Source organism: Acinetobacter sp. ANC_7504 (assembly GCF_056779995.1).
In genome coordinates this window covers 43,815-62,154 of the sequence record NZ_JBWYIZ010000007.1, presented here as the reverse complement: position 1 = coordinate 62,154, position 18,340 = coordinate 43,815, and the positions used below count along the sequence as shown (strand labels likewise).

The window sequence follows — 18,340 nt, the reverse complement described above, 5'->3', positions numbered from 1 at the left end:
AATCAAATTAATTCTTAAGCAATTGAATATTTTTTAAAATTTAATTCGATTTATTAGGATTAGAACTTCATTAAAAACTTAAATGTGTTAAAAACCAAGTAACCATTTAGAGTGTTAAAACTGTTCTACCTCAGATTAAAGTAACGGATTTGGCATAAGTTTAATTGACTCAGATGATATAGTTTAAGTATCAATTGAATCATTTTCTGGAGATTTTTCTTTTTCGGTATTGCAAAGGTGTCTCACCCGTCCAACGTTTAAATGCTCGTGAAAAAACAGAACTCTCTGAGAAACCGAGAACGCTGACAATATGGCACATGGAAATCTCTTTGGATGCTAATAATTGCTTTGCAGTCCGAATACGATAATGAGTTAGAATTTTCTCAAAAGAAGTGTCAATATCGTTTAAAGATGCACGCAAGGTGTTGACCTTCATATTTAACTTGTCTGCCACATGCTTTAATTGAACATTGCCTGATTCGAGTAAAACATCAGCTAGAATTTGTTCTATATCAGAAATAAGTTCATATTTTTCAACCTGTCTCATCTGACGTTTTGCATAAGTTTCATGGATGGCAAATAATTCAGGCTCATACCAGTCAAATTTTAAATTCAACAACGCTGCATCAAATATAATTTTCCCATCTGGACAGCCCAACTCAACTTCACATCCCCATACGCGCTTGTATTCTATTAATGTCGCACCATATTCATAGGGTAAATAAATTTTAATTGGGCGGAATTGATCATCTGTAATGAATTTCAAAAACTTTAAAATCACACTGATCACAATCTCTAAATAGTGCCGAACAGGATGATTAAACCCTTGAATTCCAGCAACATGCTCATCTGTGAACAGGCTAAAATGAAAAGCTGAAGAAAGTAATTTTTGGTAATTTAAAGCTTTCTCTAGTCCAACTTTAAATCCCGAACTACTCAAAAACAGATACTCAATCACTGAGCCTCTAATTACAGGAAAATGCTCTCCTACATGTAAACCAATATCTCTGTCATTAGAAACTTTTTGCGCTGTATTCCAAAATCGGTACTGACATGAATTATCTCTGCGAACTGTCTTATCAGGCAACTGTGCGGGCAATCTTACATCTTCTAAAATTTGCTCTACATTTAATCCCATCTGTTGCATTGTGATATAGGCATAACTTAGAAAGACTCCAGCGTCACTTGACTTCATATTTAATTAACTTCTAGATTTTATGAAATATATAAATAATATTGATTTTTAATTATATAAATATTTACTTAATACTTTCTATTGAAAATCTTAACAAAATTTAATTTCATAAAGTCAATGTATTAGAATTATTGATGACTAAAATAGTGAAATTTCACCCATTTAATCTAAAAATATTATGAGATAAATTTGAAAAAAATTATTATTACGTATAAAAAAGCTTAAACAACTTATTACGTAAACGTATTTCCATCTAAAAATTAATTAGCAAATATTAATTTTAACTTTTCTATGAATGAATCTGCTCTCTTAAACTTTCGCCCAATTCCTCAGCAAAAAAGCCACAATTGAATCATTTTGTCTTATAATTTAGCCCGCTAGCTATCAGCCCGCTCAAGAGATATTTGTATGACAACTATTATCAAGCAAGACGACTTGATCACATCCGTTAAAGATGCGCTTCAGTTCATTTCTTACTATCATCCACAAGACTTCATCCAAGCAATGAGTCGTGCGTATGACCGTGAAGAAAACAAAGCTGCCAAAGATGCGATCGCACAAATCTTAATCAATTCACGTATGTGTGCCGAAGGTCACCGTCCGATCTGTCAAGATACTGGTATCGTCAACGTATTCGTTGAAGTGGGCATGGACGTTAAATTTGATTTAACAATGAGCTTAGACGACGCGATTAACGAAGGTGTTCGCCAAGGTTACTTAGAAAACTCTAACGTACTTCGTGCATCTGTACTTGCTGATCCTGCTTTTGGCCGTAAGAATACGAAGGACAACACCCCTGCTGTGATCTACCATAAACTTGTTCCAGGTAACAAAGTAGATATCACTGTTGCAGCAAAAGGTGGTGGTTCAGAAAATAAATCTAAACTTGCTATGTTAAACCCATCCGATTCAATCGTGGACTGGGTACTGAAAACTGTACCAACCATGGGTGCAGGCTGGTGTCCTCCTGGTATGCTTGGTATTGGTATCGGTGGTACTGCTGAGAAAGCCATGATGCTTGCAAAAGAAGCATTGATGGAAGAGATCAACATGGACGAACTACTTCGTCGAGGTCCGCAAAATAAACTTGAAGAACTTCGTATCGAAATCTTCGAGAAAGTAAATGCTTTAGGTATCGGTGCACAAGGTCTTGGTGGCTTAACGACTGTTCTAGACATCAAAATTAAAGACTACCCTTGTCACGCTGCGGGCAAACCAGTGGGTATGATTCCGAACTGTGCTGCGACTCGTCACGCACACTTCACACTAGACGGTACAGGTGTTGCGAATATTATTGCACCTAAACTTGAAGACTATCCTGAAGTCACTTGGGACTCATCTTCTTCTAAACGTGTTGACTTAGATAACATCACACAAGAAGAAATGAACTCTTGGAAACCAGGTGATACGCTTCTTCTTAACGGCACAATCTATACAGGTCGTGACGCTGCGCACAAACGTATGGTTGATATGTTAAACAACGGTGAAGAGCTTCCTGTAGACCTTAAAGGTAAGTTCATTTACTACGTTGGTCCTGTTGATCCAGTGGGTGACGAAGTTGTAGGTCCTGCAGGTCCAACAACTGCAACACGTATGGATAAGTTCACACGTCAAGTTTTAGAAGCAACTGGTCTTTTCGGTATGATCGGTAAAGCGGACCGCGGTCCTGCTGCGATTGAAGCAATCAAAGACAATAAAGCAACTTACCTCATGGCTGTAGGCGGTGCTGCATATCTCGTATCTAAAGCAATTCGTGAAGCGGAAGTTGTCGCTTTTGAAGATTTAGGTATGGAAGCAATCTATAAGTTCGTGGTTAAAGATATGCCTGTATCTGTTGCAGTAGACGTTAACGGCACATCAGTTCACGCAACTGCACCAAAAATTTGGCAGGCTAAAATTGGTAAAATTCCAGTTGTAGATGCAGCTGCACAATAAATAATATTCGACTTGTCTCAAGTTAAAAAAGCACTCTATCATTAGGGTGCTTTTTTATACCGAGAATACTCATGAAAATTTTAAGAACATTATTTTTGAGCGGATGCATGATCTGCTCACCTGCGGTTATGGCAGCTCAAGCGACTGATCAACAAATCGAAAAACTCATACAAGTATTGAATTTAGATCAGCTCTTACAAAGTACACTTAAACAAATCCGACCTCAAATTGATCAACAGGCCTATAGCATTGTTCAAAATATTGTTAAGGCCGAAAAATTAACACCACAACAACAAGTTATTGCCAATGAGCTGGCTGATAAAATTCACCAAGAAAATATTAAGCAAACTTCTTGGGAAAAACTTAAACCGATCTATCTGAAAATTTATAAAGATGTCTATGATGCCGAAGAAGTTCAAGCCCAGATCGACTTTTATTCCTCTCCAACAGGTCAATCCATTTTAAATAAAGGTCCACTTGTTGCTCAAGAATCCATGAAAATCCTGAATCAACAACTTGCAGGCTCTTTACAATCTACAGAAAAGAATTTTGCTGAAGTCCAAAAGAAATTAGAACAACTACAAAAACAAAGTATTCATACTGACTCTAAATAAGCTAAAAACCATTCTGCTGAATCAGAGTTACCATGTGCGTGGATCATATATCTTAAAAGGTTCTGTTAAGCGCACATCATCACTGGCTTTATATTCTTTATTTTTAATTTTTTCTTTTGATTTTTGCAATGTTCCGTTCGGTTGAATAACGGCAACATAGTTAAGCCCAGGCGTTTTCAACTGAGTCATGCCAATTTCTCTTAATGCCTGTTTTGTTGGCATTTGCATCAATGGTCCAACTCTGAGGAGATCTTCACTACCATTTGGTCCACCTCGAAACTGTTCTTCTTCATATTTTAAGAAATACTGCTGCCCCGCTTTAACACTAAAACTTGCAACCAAAGGTTTTTGAAAATGCATCACAGTTAAAGGTCGACTGATACTAAGTTGATAATCCCCTTCAGCCAGCTCTATCCAATAATAATGATTGCTGATTAAACTCGGAATGCGCTTACCATTTAGAAAAAAACTCGGTGCAATAATTTCCTGACGATTCCACTTACTATCAGGACGGTACAGATACAACACTGCGGCTTGCTGATGTTGAGGTTTTACACGGCTGAAAAACTGTCCTGGTTTTTGATTTACCCATGAGCCCAGATCAAATCCTGCAACTTTATATTGAGCTAGCTTCTGAGATACAAAAGTTTTTTTCTCACTAAAATCTACCGGTTTTAACGTTGAAACCACATGAGTTTGATTATTTTCGTTAAGCCCTTTATGTGTCTGACATGCCACAAGAAACAGACTCAAAGCACACACTGCTACGGTTGATCGCATGATTATCCCTCATCACGAATACTTTTTATTCTATGTCATATTTTTGTTATCGTTAGATTATCATCTCAATCCGAGATTAAAAACAAAAAACGCGCAAAAAGTGGGACTTTTTACGCGTTTCAGATGAATTACAATCAATTAAGCAGATTTAGTATCTAAAATCTTTAAATCGACCTTTTCTTCAACTTGTTGTTCTTGTTTAGGTTGGCGCTCAGTTCGATATTCTGGTTCAGCATTTTCATTGATCACAGCTTCATTGATCACAACAGTACCAATATCAGAGCGACTTGGTAAATCGTACATCGTATCGAGTAAGACGTTTTCAAGAATTGAACGTAAACCACGTGCACCTGTATTACGCTCAAGTGCTTTTTTCGCAACAGCTCGCAATGCTGAATCTTCAAATAATAGATCAACATCTTCCATTTCGAACAAGTATTGATACTGACGCGTTAATGCATTTTTTGGTTCAGTCAAAATTTGCATTAATGCTTCTTCGTCCAATTCTTCGAGCGTTGCAATCACTGGCAGACGACCAATGAATTCAGGGATTAAACCAAATTTCACAAGATCGGCAGCTTCTACCTGACTAAATAATTCAGATAACTTCTTAGAGTCATCTTTAGTCTTCACGTCAGCAGTGAAACCAATTCCACCTTTTTCTTGACGCTGTTGCACGACACGCTCCAAACCAGAGAATGCACCACCGCAAATGAACAGGATATTAGACGTATCAATTTGAATGAACTCTTGCTGTGGATGCTTACGACCACCTTGAGGTGGAATTGAAGCTACCGTGCCTTCGATCATTTTTAAAAGCGCTTGTTGAACACCTTCACCTGAAACATCACGTGTTATTGAAGGATTTTCAGACTTACGGGTAATCTTATCGATCTCGTCGATATAAATGATACCCTTCTGTGCTTTCTCAACATCGTAATCTGCTTTTTGTAGCAATTTTTGAACGATATTCTCAACATCTTCACCAACATAACCAGCTTCAGTTAATGTCGTTGCATCAGCCATCGCAAATGGCACATCTAATAAGCGCGCTAAAGTTTGCGCCAACAAAGTCTTACCCGAACCTGTTGGTCCTATGAGTAAGATATTGCTTTTAGCAAGTTCTACACGATCTTCTGACTTTGCAGTTGATTGAGTCACTTTAAGACGTTTATAGTGGTTATATACCGCAACAGAGAGCGTTTTTTTCGCAGTGTCTTGACCAATCACATATTGATCTAAAGCTGCACGAATTTCATGCGGCTTAGGTAATGGACGAGTTGCCCATTCACCAGTTTCGACTTGCTGGCTCGTCTGAACTAAATCTAAGCATACATCTACACATTCATTACAAATGTAAGCGTCCTCGCCTGCAATGAGTTTACCCACTTCAGACTGCGTTTTACCGCAAAATGAACAATGCTTTTGTCCTTGAGGATTTTCAGACATCTTCACTCCAAATAAATTTCTATGCTTTACAGCTTAAAGTTGCGGACGTTTCGTTAAAACTTCATCGACCAAACCATATTCTTTTGCAGCTTGAGCGGTCATAAAGTTATCACGGTCTGTATCACGTGCAACAGTTTCATAATCTTGGCCACTGTGTTCAGCCATTAGACGGTTCAAACGCTCTTTAATAAATAGAATTTCACGTGCATGAATTTCAATATCTGAAGCTTGACCACGGAAACCACCCAATGGTTGGTGAATCATAACACGAGCGTTTTCTAAGCAGTAACGTTTACCCTTAGCACCAGCATTCAATAAAAAAGCGCCCATTGAGGCTGCTTGGCCCATACAATATGTCACGACATCTGGTTTGATGAATTGCATCGTATCGTAAATTGCCATACCCGCAGTCACTGAACCACCAGGTGAGTTAATGTACAGATGAATATCTTTTTCTGGATTCTCAGCTTCTAAGAACAACATTTGCGCAACGATTAAGTTCGCCATATTGTCTTCAACTTCACCCGTTAAGAAAATTACACGTTCGCGCAAAAGACGCGAGAAAATATCAAAAGAACGCTCACCACGAGATGATTGCTCTACGACAACTGGAACCAAAGCATTATCAATTGTTGGAACATACATACGTTATTTATTCCTGAATTTTTTGTCACTCAATACATTTTCACAATATGAGGGATAATTGTCGAAAATGCAAAATATTCACCATTAAATATCAGATATTTTTTAATTAGGCTTTGTGAATACAGGACAAGTTGATCCATATTTTTTACAAGAAAAAAGGCGCGTTAAGCGCCTCTTCCTTCGGATAACCGATTAGCCTTGTTGACGAGCTTGTTGTTCTTTCAACAATTCTTCATAGCTAACAGCTTTATCAGTTACTTTAGCAGACGCTAAGATGTGATCTACAACTTGGTCTTCTAAAACAACAGCTTCGATTTGTGCACGTTGTTGCTTATCATTTTTGAAGTATTCAATAACTTCTGTAGGATCTTCATAAGAAGTCGCCATATCTTCGATATAAGCTTCTACACGTGCTTGATCAACTTCGATTTTTGCTTCAGCAAGAATACTGCTCACCAAAACACCTAATTTTACTGATTTTTCAGCTTGCTCTTTGAATAATTCATCTGGAAGCATGCTTGAATCAAATGCTTTAGCGCCTTGAGCACCAAACTGTTGAGTAAACTGTTGGATCATTTGTTGACGTTGACGGTCAATTTCTTGAGACAACATAGATGCAGGTACTTCGATTTCATTTGCAGCTACAAGCGCATCAAAAGTTGCACCTTTCACTTGATTGCGAAGACCGTTTTTCACTTCACGTTCCATATTTTTGCGAACGTCAGCTTTTAACTTCTCAACACCTTCTTCTTCAGTTAAACCAAAGATTTTTAGGAATTCAGCATCTACGTCAGGAAGCTTTTGTTTTTCAACAAGCTTAACTGTGATTTTGAATTGAGCTGATTTACCTGCAAGGTTTTCTGCTTGGTAATCTTCAGGGAAAGTTACATCAATTACTTTCTCTTCGCCTTTCTTCATACCAACGATACCGTCTTCGAAGCCAGGGATCATACGACCAGAACCTAATACTAGTTTGAAGTCTTCAGCAGAACCACCTTCAAATTTTTCGCCGTCAATAGAACCTTCGAAATCAAAAGTAACTTGCATGTCTTTTTTAGCCATGCCTTTTGTTTCAGTCCAAGTCGCGCGTTGCTTTTGAAGATTTTCGATCATTTGATCTACATCTTTATCATTTACTTCAGTAGATTTACGTTCAACTTCTAAACCGTCAAACTTAACTGAAACTTCTGGATAAACTTCAACAGTAGCTTCATAAACTAAAGCATCTTCTTTGTTTTCAACTTTTTCAATGTTAGGCATGCCTACAGCATTGATTTTCTCTTGTTGAATTGCTTCGAATACTGTGTCACGAATAACATCATTTACCACTTCTTGGTAAATGCTCGCGCCGTATTCACGACGAACAACATTTAAAGGCACTTTACCTGGACGGAAGCCGTTGATCTTAACTGTTTTAGCAGTACGTTTTAAACGAGCTTCGAATTGCTCATTAACACGGCTCGTCGGTACAGATACATTTAAACGACGGGCTACGCCCGAAACCGCTTCAGAAGTTACTTGCATGGCTTCCTCGATATAGAAATAGTAATTGCAATTTTTAAAGTGCCACATTATATGACAACAATCAAAGATATACAAAATACCTTTTTCAAACCATCTTTTTTATGAACCTGAGAATATTTTTTTGCTCACAAGGTTTGACCATATTCAATTCATATTTCTTAATTATTGTTTGTTTTTTATTGCAAATGATAAAGTTTATCATTAATATTTGCATCAAATTTGATCATGCCCTCAAGCATCACTCATACCAGCGGAAGAACATAATATGAGTAAGTTTAAGCTTCAACCTCTTACAGTTGCATTATTCGCTTTGACTAGCGGTGTAACATTTGCAAATACCACAAATGAAAATAGTGCTCATCAACTTTCTACAATTGTAGTTTCTGCTGCGGGTTTTGAGCAGGATCTTAAAAATGCCCCTGCATCAATCAGTGTTGTTACGAAAGAAGATATTGAAAAGAAAAATGTGACTAGTATTGCTGACTTACTTGCAGATGTTCCTGGTATTGATGTTCGTAACGGCGTTGGTAAAACTGGTGGCTTGAACGTCAGCATGCGAGGTATGAATGCCGATGACACGATGATACTAATTGATGGTCGTCGTCAAACTACTGCTTCTGAAAATATTATGCCAAATGGCTTTGCAGAAGCAGCTACCAGTTTTATGCCTCCACTTTCGGCAATTGAACGGATTGAAGTTATTCGTGGCCCGATGTCTACTCTTTATGGCGCAGATGCAATGGGTGGTGTAATTAACATCATCACAAAAAAAATACATGATGAATGGATTGGCAACATTACGATCAGCGGTAATCTGATGGAAGATAAAAATGAAGCAGACTCGTGGAAAACCAGTTTTCTTTTCAATGGTCCAATTGTTAGTAACAAGGTAGGTCTACAACTTCGTGGTAGCTATTATGATCGTAACCGCTCTGAACGAATTAATAATGGAACAAGCCGAGATCCACGACCTACAGAAGCTGATAACTACGATTTTGGCGGAAAGTTAACACTCAACCTAAACAATGAAAATACACTTTGGTTAGATAGCTTTACTTCAAAGCAAAGTTACTCAAATGATGATAATCGCTTAGGTAACAAGGATATTCCAGCAAAAGCCAATGGCTATAAAGATGAGTTAGAGTTTTCACGTACACAATTTGCTGTAGGTCATGATGGTGACTATGACTTTGGCGTCTGGAAATCATATATAAGCCATTCAGAAACCGAAACTGATGGTCGTACTTTGCCAACTGATGCTTTTCCTAAAGGCAGTAACAATCCACTCATTGGAACTGACCGTACGTTAAAAAGTACAGACTTAATTGCAGACAGTCATATCATTTCAGAAATTGGTGCTCATAAGCTAACGCTTGGGATAGAATTTAAAAAACTTGAAATCGAAGATAATATTGCTGAACACATTACGGGTAAAAAGATTTTTGATAAAAACTCATGGTCAATTTATGCTGAAGACGAATGGCGTCTAACAGAAAGTTTAGGACTAACATTAGGTGGTCGTTATGAAGACCATTCAGGCTTTGGTGGACATTTTAGCCCACGTGCATACTTAGTGTGGAATACAAATGATATCCTAACGATCAAAGGTGGAGTAACTACAGGTTATAAAGCGCCGACACCTAAAGACCTTGAAAATGGTTTGGTCGACATGAGTGGTCAAGGTTCAACTTATATCTTCGGTAATCCTGACCTAAAGCCTGAAACATCTACAAACTATGAGCTGGGTTTCAACATTCAACCTACTGATCAAATCAACTTTACTGCAACTGGTTTTTATAATCAGATTGAAGATGCCATCATTACTAATGACCTTTCTGGACAAGCAATTTGCCCTGTTACCAATTGTTCACAAGATATAAATGCTCAAGAAGCTAAAGTCTACGGCGTAGAAACTGCGCTTCAATATAGCATTATACCTCAATGGGATATTAAAGCAGCTTATACCTACACGAAGAGTGAAATTACCGATGGTGAAAATGAAGGACTCTATTATAACAACAATCCACGTGATGCCTTTAACTTCACCTCTACTTGGCATGTAAACTCTGCTCTTAATCTCTGGTTGCAGCACGAATACAAATCCAGTCGTACACGCTTTACTAGTACACCGACTTCAGGGGACAATTTAGAAATTTATAAAATGTATGGCAACCAGTTTGCAGGATATAACTTGTTTAACTTTGGTGCCAGCTATACTATGAATGATCAAGTACGTCTGAATATGGCAGTAAATAATTTACTTGACAAAGACTTTACAGAAAATAAAACTTTAAATAATGTCACTGGCTACAAGTATCTTTCTACTGGCCGTAGTACAACAGGCACATACCTACCTGGTCGTAACTACTGGTTATCTATTTCATATGATTTCTAATTCTAGGTAGATTCTCTCTAGTAAAACCCTGCGCTAGCAGGGTTTTTTATTTTATTAAAAATTAATTCCCTATCAAAAATAGCCATACAAAAATGTAGAAACTTTAATTTTTCCAATATTATTTAAATTCATTTACTTATACATAAAATATTACATTATTACATTTAAGCTTCCGTTATTTAGTTTAACTTAAATCGCAAATATCAATTTTAAGACCCGTTAAAGCTAAAAAAGAATCATTATTATTCTCAACCTGAAAACAAATTCATATCAGGTTGAACATGGCCTTTATCAAGACACGTAAAAAAATCGTTTCATCTGCAATAGCAACGTCATTGGCTGTTATTTCAGGTCAAACTTTCGCACAAGAAGATACAGCGCATTTAGAAACAATTAAATCAGAGGCTCAATCAGAGCAGTCATTTAAAGTCGACAAATCCTCAAACGCTAAATACGTTGCTCCCCTACTCGATACTCCCAAATCAATCTCTGTTATTTCTCAAAAACAGATACAAGATACTCAAGTGACTACGCTGTCTGATGCTTTAAGAACTGTTCCAGGAATTACACTTGGTGCGGGCGAAGGTGGCAACCCAAATGGTGACCGTCCATTTATCCGTGGTTATAACTCTGAAAGTTCAATGTACGTTGACGGTGTGAGGAACTCTACTTCTCAAAACCGAGAAATGTTTGCCGTTGAACAGGTTGAAGTCACCAAAGGCTCCGCCTCTACTTTAGGTGGTGGAGGTTCCACGGGTGGTAGTATTAACCTAATTTCCAAATTAGCCAAATCTGGAGATGCTTTCCAAGGCTCTGTTGCTGGCGGTACTGATGCTTATGCACGTATCACATTAGATGCAAATAAAGATTTTGGGAATGGTATTGCGACTCGTGTCGTGGCAATGGGTCACCAGAATGAAAAAGCGGGACAACATAATGGCGCTGAATATGAACGTGCTGGTATTGCACCAAGTATTAGCTTTGGGTTAGACACGCCCACTCGAGCGACACTAGCCTACTACTACCTAAAGTCTGCTGATAAGCCAGATTCAGGTATTCCATATAAATACGACACTGACAGAAAAGCGACCGTCGGCTCACCCGTTGATGTTAAACAGGGTACATACTACGGTTGGTTAAATCGTGATTTTCAAAAGCAAGAAAATCAAAGTGGGACCCTTAAGCTAGAGCACGATTTTAGCGAAAATCTAAGCTTGATGAATACTGCTGTCTATAGCAAATCAAAAAATAATTACTTATGGACTCAACCAGATGACAGTCAGGGCAACGTCGCAAATGGAAAAGTTTGGCGTCGTCTAAATACCAACCTAACAACCACTGACAGTTTTACAGATCAACTCGCATTAACAGGTAAACTCCAAACAGGCATCATAAAACATAATTTCAATTTGGGTGCTGAATACAGTAAACAAGATTCTGAACGCGGCACAAACATTGTAACCGACCCTAATACCACGTTAATAGGCGGTAGTGGTGCTAATAATGCATGCTCATTAAATATTTCAAATGGTTGGTGTACTGATCTTTATAACCCCAATTCGAATGATGCTTGGCTAGGTAAAGTTCAAGCTAATCCAAATGTCATGAAGATTAAATCTGAAACACAATCAGTATATGCCCTAAATAATATTGAGCTTAATCCTCAGTGGCTCCTTGACCTTGGTATTCGCTGGGATGAATTCGAAACTGAAATGAAATACAATCAAGATACTGGTTCAGGCACTTCAGCAATTCAAGCAGGAACAAAATATAATTCAAAACACGATTTCTTCAATTATCAAGCTGGATTAACCTTTAAACCAAGAGAAAATGGATCAATTTATGCAAGCTATGCGACTTCAGCTAATCCCGTTGGAATCGATGCTGGTAATGGTTCAGAAGGGTTAAGTGTCCCAGGACGAAATACGACTGATGCACAAGCAAGAGCAATTAACAACCTCAAACCTGAAGAAGTCAAAACCTATGAAATCGGAACCAAATGGGACCTTTTGAATAACAGAATTAATCTCACAGCTGCTATTTTCCGTACAGAAAAAGAAAATACTCGCGCTTTAGATAGTGATGGATTTACAAGAAATATTGGTGAGACACGTGTTGATGGCGTTGAATTAGGCTTAAACGGCAATATCACAAATAAATGGGCTTTATCTGCAGGATACACATATTTAGATAGTGAAATTGTTGATGCAGGTTATGTAAAAAATAGCGATGGAAGTTATTCGGCTAGCCCAACTAATGGTAACCAAGTCCAAAATGTCGCAAAACACTCTGCCACTTTGTGGACAACTTACCAAGTTCTCCCTAAATTACAATTAGGTGCTGGTGTTTTAGCTATGGATCGAGTGTATGGAGATGCTGCAAATACCAAATTTGTACCAGGCTATGTTCGTTATGACGCCATGGCTCGCTATCAAGTAAATTCAGATGTTGATCTTCAATTGAACGTCAATAATCTCTCAGATACACGTTATTTCACGAAAGCTTATGCTTCGCATTATGCAACTGAAGCTGAAGGTCGAAATGCTGTATTGTCTTTAAATTTCAAGTTTTAATTTCATTTCAGCATAGCTCTATACAAGCTATGCTTTTCATCACCTAAAGCAGTGAGTGATCGTAGTGATTCATCATATTCCAAATATTCTAAGCCCTGAACAAGTTCGATATTTTCGTGAAGAAATGTCTAAAGTAGATTGGGTCAATGGAAAGGTAACAGCTGGAACACTCTCTGCAACAGTGAAACATAATCAGCAACTTTCCAATAATCATCCCCTGACCAAACATCTAGGCGATATTATTTTAGAATCCCTAGGTCAACATCCTTTATTCTTATCAGCAGCAATTCCACTAGATATCATCCCTCCTCTGTTTAATCGCTATGAACAGCATCAATCATTCGGTTTTCATGTCGACAATTCGATTCGCAGAGTTCAAGGCTCACAAGAACGCTTGAGAACAGATTTATCTTGTACTTTATTCTTGAGTGATCCGCACGAATATGACGGCGGTGAATTAGTCATTGAAGATACTTATGGATATCACGAAGTCAAACTCCCTGCAGGAGATTTGATACTTTATCCATCTACTAGCTTACATGAGGTCACTTCTATCCAATCGGGTTGTCGCTTGGCATCATTTTTTTGGGTACAAAGTATGATTCGAGATGATTCAAATCGACATATGTTATTTACTTTAGATCAATCTATTCAGCAACTTCGTATGGAATTAGGGGATCAACATGAGCAAGTCATCAAACTCACGAGCCTCTATCACAATTTAATTCGAAAATGGGCAGAACTCTAATTTATTTTTCATCGTTAATTTTTATAATGAAAAATTTTATTAAAAAAAAATATATTGTGAAAAAAAATTTCACATTCATCATACTTTGATCTAAATCAGGGAATAATTCTCTTGAAGATCGCACTATAATAAAAGAAAGAATTTACAAGCACTGTGACGGTATAGCTAAGCTCTATATATTCAAAAGATTTTTAGAGAATTCAGCAAAATGATGCAGTAAGCCACTTGTAAATTGATAGAATAGACACAATCGATATAAATAGCGCAGTGCCTTTACACAAGACCCAAGCATGTTGTGCTATGAAAGGAGTTATCTCATGATGTTGGCTGATCCAAGCAAAAAATACCGTCGCATGTACCAACGTGTAGACTTACCTGACCGTCAATGGCCAAATAACGAAATTAATAAAGCGCCTATCTGGATGAGCACCGACCTTCGTGATGGTAACCAAGCTATTTTCGAACCAATGAACATCGAACAAAAATTCAAGATGTTCCAAATGTTGGTGAAAATTGGTTTCAAACATATTGAAATTGGCTTTCCATCTGCCTCACAGATTGATTTTGACTTTACCCGTAAATTAATCGAAGAAAATCATATTCCAGATGATGTCTATATCGAAGTATTAGTTCAAGCTCGTGATCACTTGATTCAACGTACATTTGAATCATTACAAGGTGCAAAACGTGCAATTGTGCATATCTATAATTCAAACTCACCAACATTCCGCCAAAAAGTATTGAATGTTGATGTAGCGGGTGCAAAAGCCTTAGCAGTGAATGCGGCTCAAAAAGTGAAAGAATATGCAGCGCAATACCCTGAAACTGAATGGGTGTTCCAATACTCTCCTGAATGCTTTACCGCAACTGAATTAGAAGTTGCAAAAGATGTCTGTGATGCTGTCACTGAAATTTGGGACGCTCGTCCAGATAATAAGGTTATTTTGAATTTACCAGCGACTGTAGAAGTTTCTGGACCTCATATTTACGCTGACCAAGTTGAATGGATGCATCGCAACTTACAACGCCGCGATGGTGTCATTATTTCTGTACACTGTCACAATGACCGTGGATGCGGTATTGCAGCATCCGAGTTAGCGATCATGGCTGGTGCTGATCGTGTGGAAGGTTGTGTATTTGGTAATGGTGAACGTACAGGTAACGTTGACGTTGCAGCGATTGCATTAAATATGTATACCCAAGGTGTCGCTCCAAATCTAGATTTTTCAAATATTAATGAAATCATTTCTACTATTGAAGAATGTACAGGTATACCCGTTCATCCACGTCATCCATATGCGGGTGATTTAGTATTTACTGCATTTTCTGGCTCACACCAAGATGCGATTAAAAAAGGCTTTGAGTTCCAGAAAAACGAAGAAATTTGGGACATGCCTTACTTACCAATTGACCCTAAAGATTTGGGACGTGATTATGACGCAGTCATTCGTGTCAATTCACAATCAGGTAAAGGTGGTATCGCATACTTGTTAGAGTCGAACTACAACGTCGTATTACCACGTCGCTTACAAATTGAGTTCTCGCAAGTCGTACAACAGGTAGCTGACGAAGAAGGCGTAGAGGTTTCTGCTGAGCAAATTTGGAGTTTATTCCAAAGTACATATGTAAATCAGAAAGATAAACATTATGTCGCGAAAAACTATCGATTATCTGATGAAAATGGCAATCAAGTCATTGAATTAGATATTGAAGTCGGTGGTCAAGTTCAACATCTACGTGGTGAAGGCAACGGACCAATCTCTGCAATTTTAGATGCTTTACAGTTGCCAATCGATGTTGTGAACTATGAAGAACGTAGCATTGGTTCTGGTGCAAATGCTAAAGCGTTGGCACTAATTGAACTTCAAGTCAAAGGTACAGGTAAATCAGCATTCGGTGCTGGTGTACATGACAACATCGTGACTTCATCTATTGAAGGAATTATTGCATGTACAAATCGTTTAATTGATCAAGGTGTTTTGAGCACAGATCAAGTGATCGCTGCGGCAGTATAAATATTAGCAATAATATTTAGCACGAAAATGACTTTAGAAGGATACCCTCAAGTGGTATCCTTTTATTTATTCATACTTAAGATTTTAGGCGAATTTATCCTGTGTCTTTTCCAGCTGACTCAGTGGGCATTGTTGTTCCACAAAAGTTCCAATTTGAAGAACCACTCGCATTAGAATGTGGCCGCGTTTTACCACGTTTCGAATTGATGGTCGAAACTTATGGCACACTCAATGCAGATAAATCTAATGCAATTTTGATCTGCCATGCGCTTTCTGGTCATCATCATGCTGCTGGTTATCACCATGAAGATGATAAAAAAGCAGGTTGGTGGGATGCTTGTATTGGGCCAGGCAAAGCAATTGATACCAATACATTTTTTGTGGTGGCATTAAACAATATTGGTGGTTGTAACGGATCAACAGGACCAACCTCCCCAAATCCTGAAAATGAAAATCGTCCTTATGGTCCAGATTTTCCATTAGTGACCGTGCGCGATTGGGTTAAAACTCAAGCAATGCTGTCTGATCGTCTTGGTATCACTGTTTGGCACTCTATTATTGGTGGCTCTTTGGGAGGCATGCAGGCACTTCAGTGGTCTGTAGATTATCCTGACCGATTAAATAACTGTGTCATTATTGCCAGTGCGCCTAAACTTTCAGCGCAAAATATCGCATTTAATGAGGTCGCGCGCCAATCCATTTTGTCCGATCCTGATTTTCATCATGGTCGCTATTTAGAAAAAGATAGCTATCCTAAACGTGGTCTTATTCTAGCGCGGATGGTAGGCCACATTACCTACCTTTCTGAAGAAGCCATGAAACAAAAATTTGGTCGTGATTTAAAATCTGGCAAATTCATGTATGGTTTCGATGTTGAATTCCAAGTTGAAAGTTATCTTCGTTATCAAGGTGAACAATTTAGTCGTAACTTTGATGCGAATACCTACTTGATCATGACTAAAGCTTTGGATTACTTCGATCCTTCTCGTGAGTATGAACAATCTTTAGTTAAAGCAATGTCGAATACAAAATGTAAATTCCTTGTGATTTCATTTACTACGGATTGGAGATTCTCTCCTTCCCGATCTGTTGAAATTGTGGATGCATTGATTACCAATCATAAGCCTGTGAGCTATGTTGATATTGATGCAGAACAAGGTCATGACTCATTCTTGTTCCCTATCCCTTTATATGTCAAAACTTTAAGGGCTTTCTTAGGTGGTGTAGACCATCTTGCTTCAACCCCTAAGGAGACCGTGTAATGCGTATCGATCAGAAGCTTGCAGAAAAATGGATTAAACCTGATTCAAGCATTTTAGATCTTGGTTGTGGCGATGGTGAATTACTTGCTCATATGAGCAAAAAGCACAACATTCGTGCATACGGATTAGAAATCGATCAAGAAAAGATTGCAATTGCAGTCAGTCGAGGGTTAAATATCATCCAACAAGACTTGAACCTCGGTTTGGGACGCTTTGCAGACCAGTCATTTGACTATGTTGTCATGGCACAAGCTTTGCAAGCTGTAGATGCACCTGATGTGCTTTTGCGCGATATGGTGCGTGTTGGGAAACAAGCAATTATTACTTTTCCTAACTTTGCACACTGGAAAACACGCTCTTTCCTTGCTTTAAAAGGGAAAATGCCTGTTTCGGATGCCTTACCCTATATGTGGTATAACACTCCAAATATCCATCTGTGCACGTTTAAGGATTTCGAAGCACTTTGTGCTGAGAATCAAATTAAAATTATTGACCGTTTAGCCGTGAATGGGAATCAACAAGGGAGTTTGCTCAGCAAGCATATCCCGAACTTGTTTGGCGAGGTCGCGATTTATCGAGTGAGCGCTCTATGAAAAAGTTATTCTTAGGTACTTCATTATTTCTAGGGTTGTTGAGTTTCCAAGTTCATGCAGATTATGTACCTCAACAACCATCAACTTCTGCACTGGCTGCACAGTATTCACGTATGCCTGTATCTGAGCTGCAAAAAGCTGCTCGAGCAGGTCAACCGGCTGCCCAGTTTTATCTGGCAACACATTATCAACATGGTAAAGATGTTGCTAAAGACCTAAAACAAGCTTTCGTTTGGTATAAGGCAGCAGCCGATCAAGGTATTTCATCTGCTCAGCTGAATGTGGGTCGTATGTATGCTGATGGTATTGGTGTTACTAAAAATGAAACCTTAGCTCGCCAATACTTCGAAAAAGCAGCAAGTCATGGTGACAATCGTGCAAGCTTCAATTTAGCCGTTATGGAAGAGCAAAAGAAAAACTATATGGGTGCTTACCAATGGTATGAGCTTTCTACACGTGATGGCATGTTAGATAATAAAGTGATCAATATGTCTGAGACGAAAAAGACGGCTTTGGCTGCCAACCTGACACCAGAACAAATTCGTACTGCACGTGACCGTGCTGATCAATGGATTCAAAGCCGTTAATTACGCTTATAAGTTTGAAGAAAGC

General features: G+C 38.2%; 14 protein-coding genes. 9 read left to right on the top strand and 5 right to left on the bottom strand.

The features are described from left to right. Window positions 1-199: 199 nt before the first annotated feature. Entirely contained in the window at window positions 200-1,195 is a 996-nt protein-coding gene (locus AC1M9F_RS09030) for an AraC family transcriptional regulator (RefSeq protein WP_481597599.1), read from the bottom strand. A 408-nt stretch (window positions 1,196-1,603) separates the two neighbouring features. On the opposite strand from AC1M9F_RS09030, the gene AC1M9F_RS09025 reads away from it, so the two are divergent. Together AC1M9F_RS09025 and AC1M9F_RS09020 are read left to right on the top strand one after the other, a co-directional pair. After that, window positions 1,604-3,130: a fumarate hydratase gene (locus tag AC1M9F_RS09025; RefSeq protein WP_035265279.1), complete on the top strand. Its 1,527-nt coding sequence runs from the start codon at window positions 1,604-1,606 to the stop codon at window positions 3,128-3,130. A 71-nt stretch (window positions 3,131-3,201) separates the two neighbouring features. Continuing rightward, entirely contained in the window at window positions 3,202-3,744 is a 543-nt protein-coding gene (locus AC1M9F_RS09020; protein ID WP_481597598.1) for a DUF2059 domain-containing protein, read from the top strand. 27 nt (window positions 3,745-3,771) lie between these two features. On the opposite strand, the gene AC1M9F_RS09015 is transcribed toward AC1M9F_RS09020, so the two are convergent. The 4 genes from AC1M9F_RS09015 to tig all read right to left on the bottom strand — a co-directional run bounded on the left by AC1M9F_RS09015 (window position 3,772) and on the right by tig (window position 8,142). Further along, window positions 3,772-4,524, bottom strand: a complete 753-nt coding sequence (locus tag AC1M9F_RS09015; protein ID WP_035265274.1) for a DUF2846 domain-containing protein — start codon at window positions 4,522-4,524, stop codon at window positions 3,772-3,774. A gap of 138 nt (window positions 4,525-4,662) precedes the next feature. After that, window positions 4,663-5,973, bottom strand: a complete 1,311-nt coding sequence (gene clpX, locus AC1M9F_RS09010; RefSeq protein ID WP_035265272.1) for an ATP-dependent protease ATP-binding subunit ClpX — start codon at window positions 5,971-5,973, stop codon at window positions 4,663-4,665. 33 nt (window positions 5,974-6,006) lie between these two features. Then, complete coding sequence (gene clpP / locus AC1M9F_RS09005; protein ID WP_035265270.1) at window positions 6,007-6,618, bottom strand: ATP-dependent Clp endopeptidase proteolytic subunit ClpP; 612 nt, start codon at window positions 6,616-6,618, stop codon at window positions 6,007-6,009. Between the two features lie 192 nt (window positions 6,619-6,810). Further along, window positions 6,811-8,142: a trigger factor gene (gene tig, locus AC1M9F_RS09000; protein ID WP_180028337.1), complete on the bottom strand. Its 1,332-nt coding sequence runs from the start codon at window positions 8,140-8,142 to the stop codon at window positions 6,811-6,813. Between the two features lie 265 nt (window positions 8,143-8,407). Here tig and AC1M9F_RS08995 point away from each other — a divergent pair, with 265 nt between their 5' ends. The 7 genes from AC1M9F_RS08995 to AC1M9F_RS08965 all read left to right on the top strand — a co-directional run bounded on the left by AC1M9F_RS08995 (window position 8,408) and on the right by AC1M9F_RS08965 (window position 18,315). Next, complete coding sequence (locus AC1M9F_RS08995; RefSeq protein WP_481597597.1) at window positions 8,408-10,537, top strand: TonB-dependent receptor domain-containing protein; 2,130 nt, start codon at window positions 8,408-8,410, stop codon at window positions 10,535-10,537. Between the two features lie 281 nt (window positions 10,538-10,818). Further along, window positions 10,819-13,110, top strand: a complete 2,292-nt coding sequence (locus AC1M9F_RS08990) for a TonB-dependent receptor (protein WP_481597596.1) — start codon at window positions 10,819-10,821, stop codon at window positions 13,108-13,110. A gap of 64 nt (window positions 13,111-13,174) precedes the next feature. Then, window positions 13,175-13,858 carry a Fe2+-dependent dioxygenase gene (locus AC1M9F_RS08985; protein ID WP_481597595.1) on the top strand — a complete coding sequence of 228 codons (684 nt, stop codon included), beginning with the start codon at window positions 13,175-13,177 and terminating at the stop codon, window positions 13,856-13,858. Window positions 13,859-14,175: 317 nt separating this feature from the next. Further along, window positions 14,176-15,873 (top strand): 2-isopropylmalate synthase, encoded by a 1,698-nt coding sequence (leuA, locus tag AC1M9F_RS08980; RefSeq protein ID WP_481594948.1) that lies wholly within the window; start codon window positions 14,176-14,178, stop codon window positions 15,871-15,873. A 101-nt stretch (window positions 15,874-15,974) separates the two neighbouring features. After that, window positions 15,975-17,135, top strand: a complete 1,161-nt coding sequence (gene metX, locus AC1M9F_RS08975) for a homoserine O-succinyltransferase MetX (RefSeq protein ID WP_035265259.1) — start codon at window positions 15,975-15,977, stop codon at window positions 17,133-17,135. Continuing rightward, the gene (gene metW / locus AC1M9F_RS08970) at window positions 17,135-17,728 is read left to right on the top strand and encodes a methionine biosynthesis protein MetW (protein ID WP_092766759.1); all 594 of its coding nucleotides are present in this window, start codon (window positions 17,135-17,137) and stop codon (window positions 17,726-17,728) included. Before metX ends, metW begins: the two co-directional genes overlap by 1 nt. Next, window positions 17,725-18,315: a tetratricopeptide repeat protein gene (locus tag AC1M9F_RS08965; RefSeq protein WP_481597594.1), complete on the top strand. Its 591-nt coding sequence runs from the start codon at window positions 17,725-17,727 to the stop codon at window positions 18,313-18,315. Before metW ends, AC1M9F_RS08965 begins: the two co-directional genes overlap by 4 nt. Window positions 18,316-18,340 lie beyond the last annotated feature (25 nt).

Bases quoted from the DNA above. Each gene is read 5' to 3' on its own strand.
- AC1M9F_RS09030 (WP_481597599.1), bottom strand. From the start codon at position 1,195: ATGAAGTCAAGTGACGCTGGAGTCTTTCTAAGTTATGCCTATATCACA.
- clpP (WP_035265270.1), bottom strand. From the start codon at position 6,618: ATGTATGTTCCAACAATTGATAATGCTTTGGTTCCAGTTGTCGTAGAG.
- leuA (WP_481594948.1), top strand. From the start codon at position 14,176: ATGATGTTGGCTGATCCAAGCAAAAAATACCGTCGCATGTACCAACGT.
- AC1M9F_RS08990 (WP_481597596.1), top strand. From the start codon at position 10,819: ATGGCCTTTATCAAGACACGTAAAAAAATCGTTTCATCTGCAATAGCA.
- AC1M9F_RS09025 (WP_035265279.1), top strand. From the start codon at position 1,604: ATGACAACTATTATCAAGCAAGACGACTTGATCACATCCGTTAAAGAT.
- AC1M9F_RS08965 (WP_481597594.1), top strand. From the start codon at position 17,725: ATGAAAAAGTTATTCTTAGGTACTTCATTATTTCTAGGGTTGTTGAGT.
- AC1M9F_RS09015 (WP_035265274.1), bottom strand. From the start codon at position 4,524: ATGCGATCAACCGTAGCAGTGTGTGCTTTGAGTCTGTTTCTTGTGGCA.
- metW (WP_092766759.1), top strand. From the start codon at position 17,135: ATGCGTATCGATCAGAAGCTTGCAGAAAAATGGATTAAACCTGATTCA.
- AC1M9F_RS09020 (WP_481597598.1), top strand. From the start codon at position 3,202: ATGAAAATTTTAAGAACATTATTTTTGAGCGGATGCATGATCTGCTCA.
- AC1M9F_RS08995 (WP_481597597.1), top strand. From the start codon at position 8,408: ATGAGTAAGTTTAAGCTTCAACCTCTTACAGTTGCATTATTCGCTTTG.
- tig (WP_180028337.1), bottom strand. From the start codon at position 8,142: ATGCAAGTAACTTCTGAAGCGGTTTCGGGCGTAGCCCGTCGTTTAAAT.
- clpX (WP_035265272.1), bottom strand. From the start codon at position 5,973: ATGTCTGAAAATCCTCAAGGACAAAAGCATTGTTCATTTTGCGGTAAA.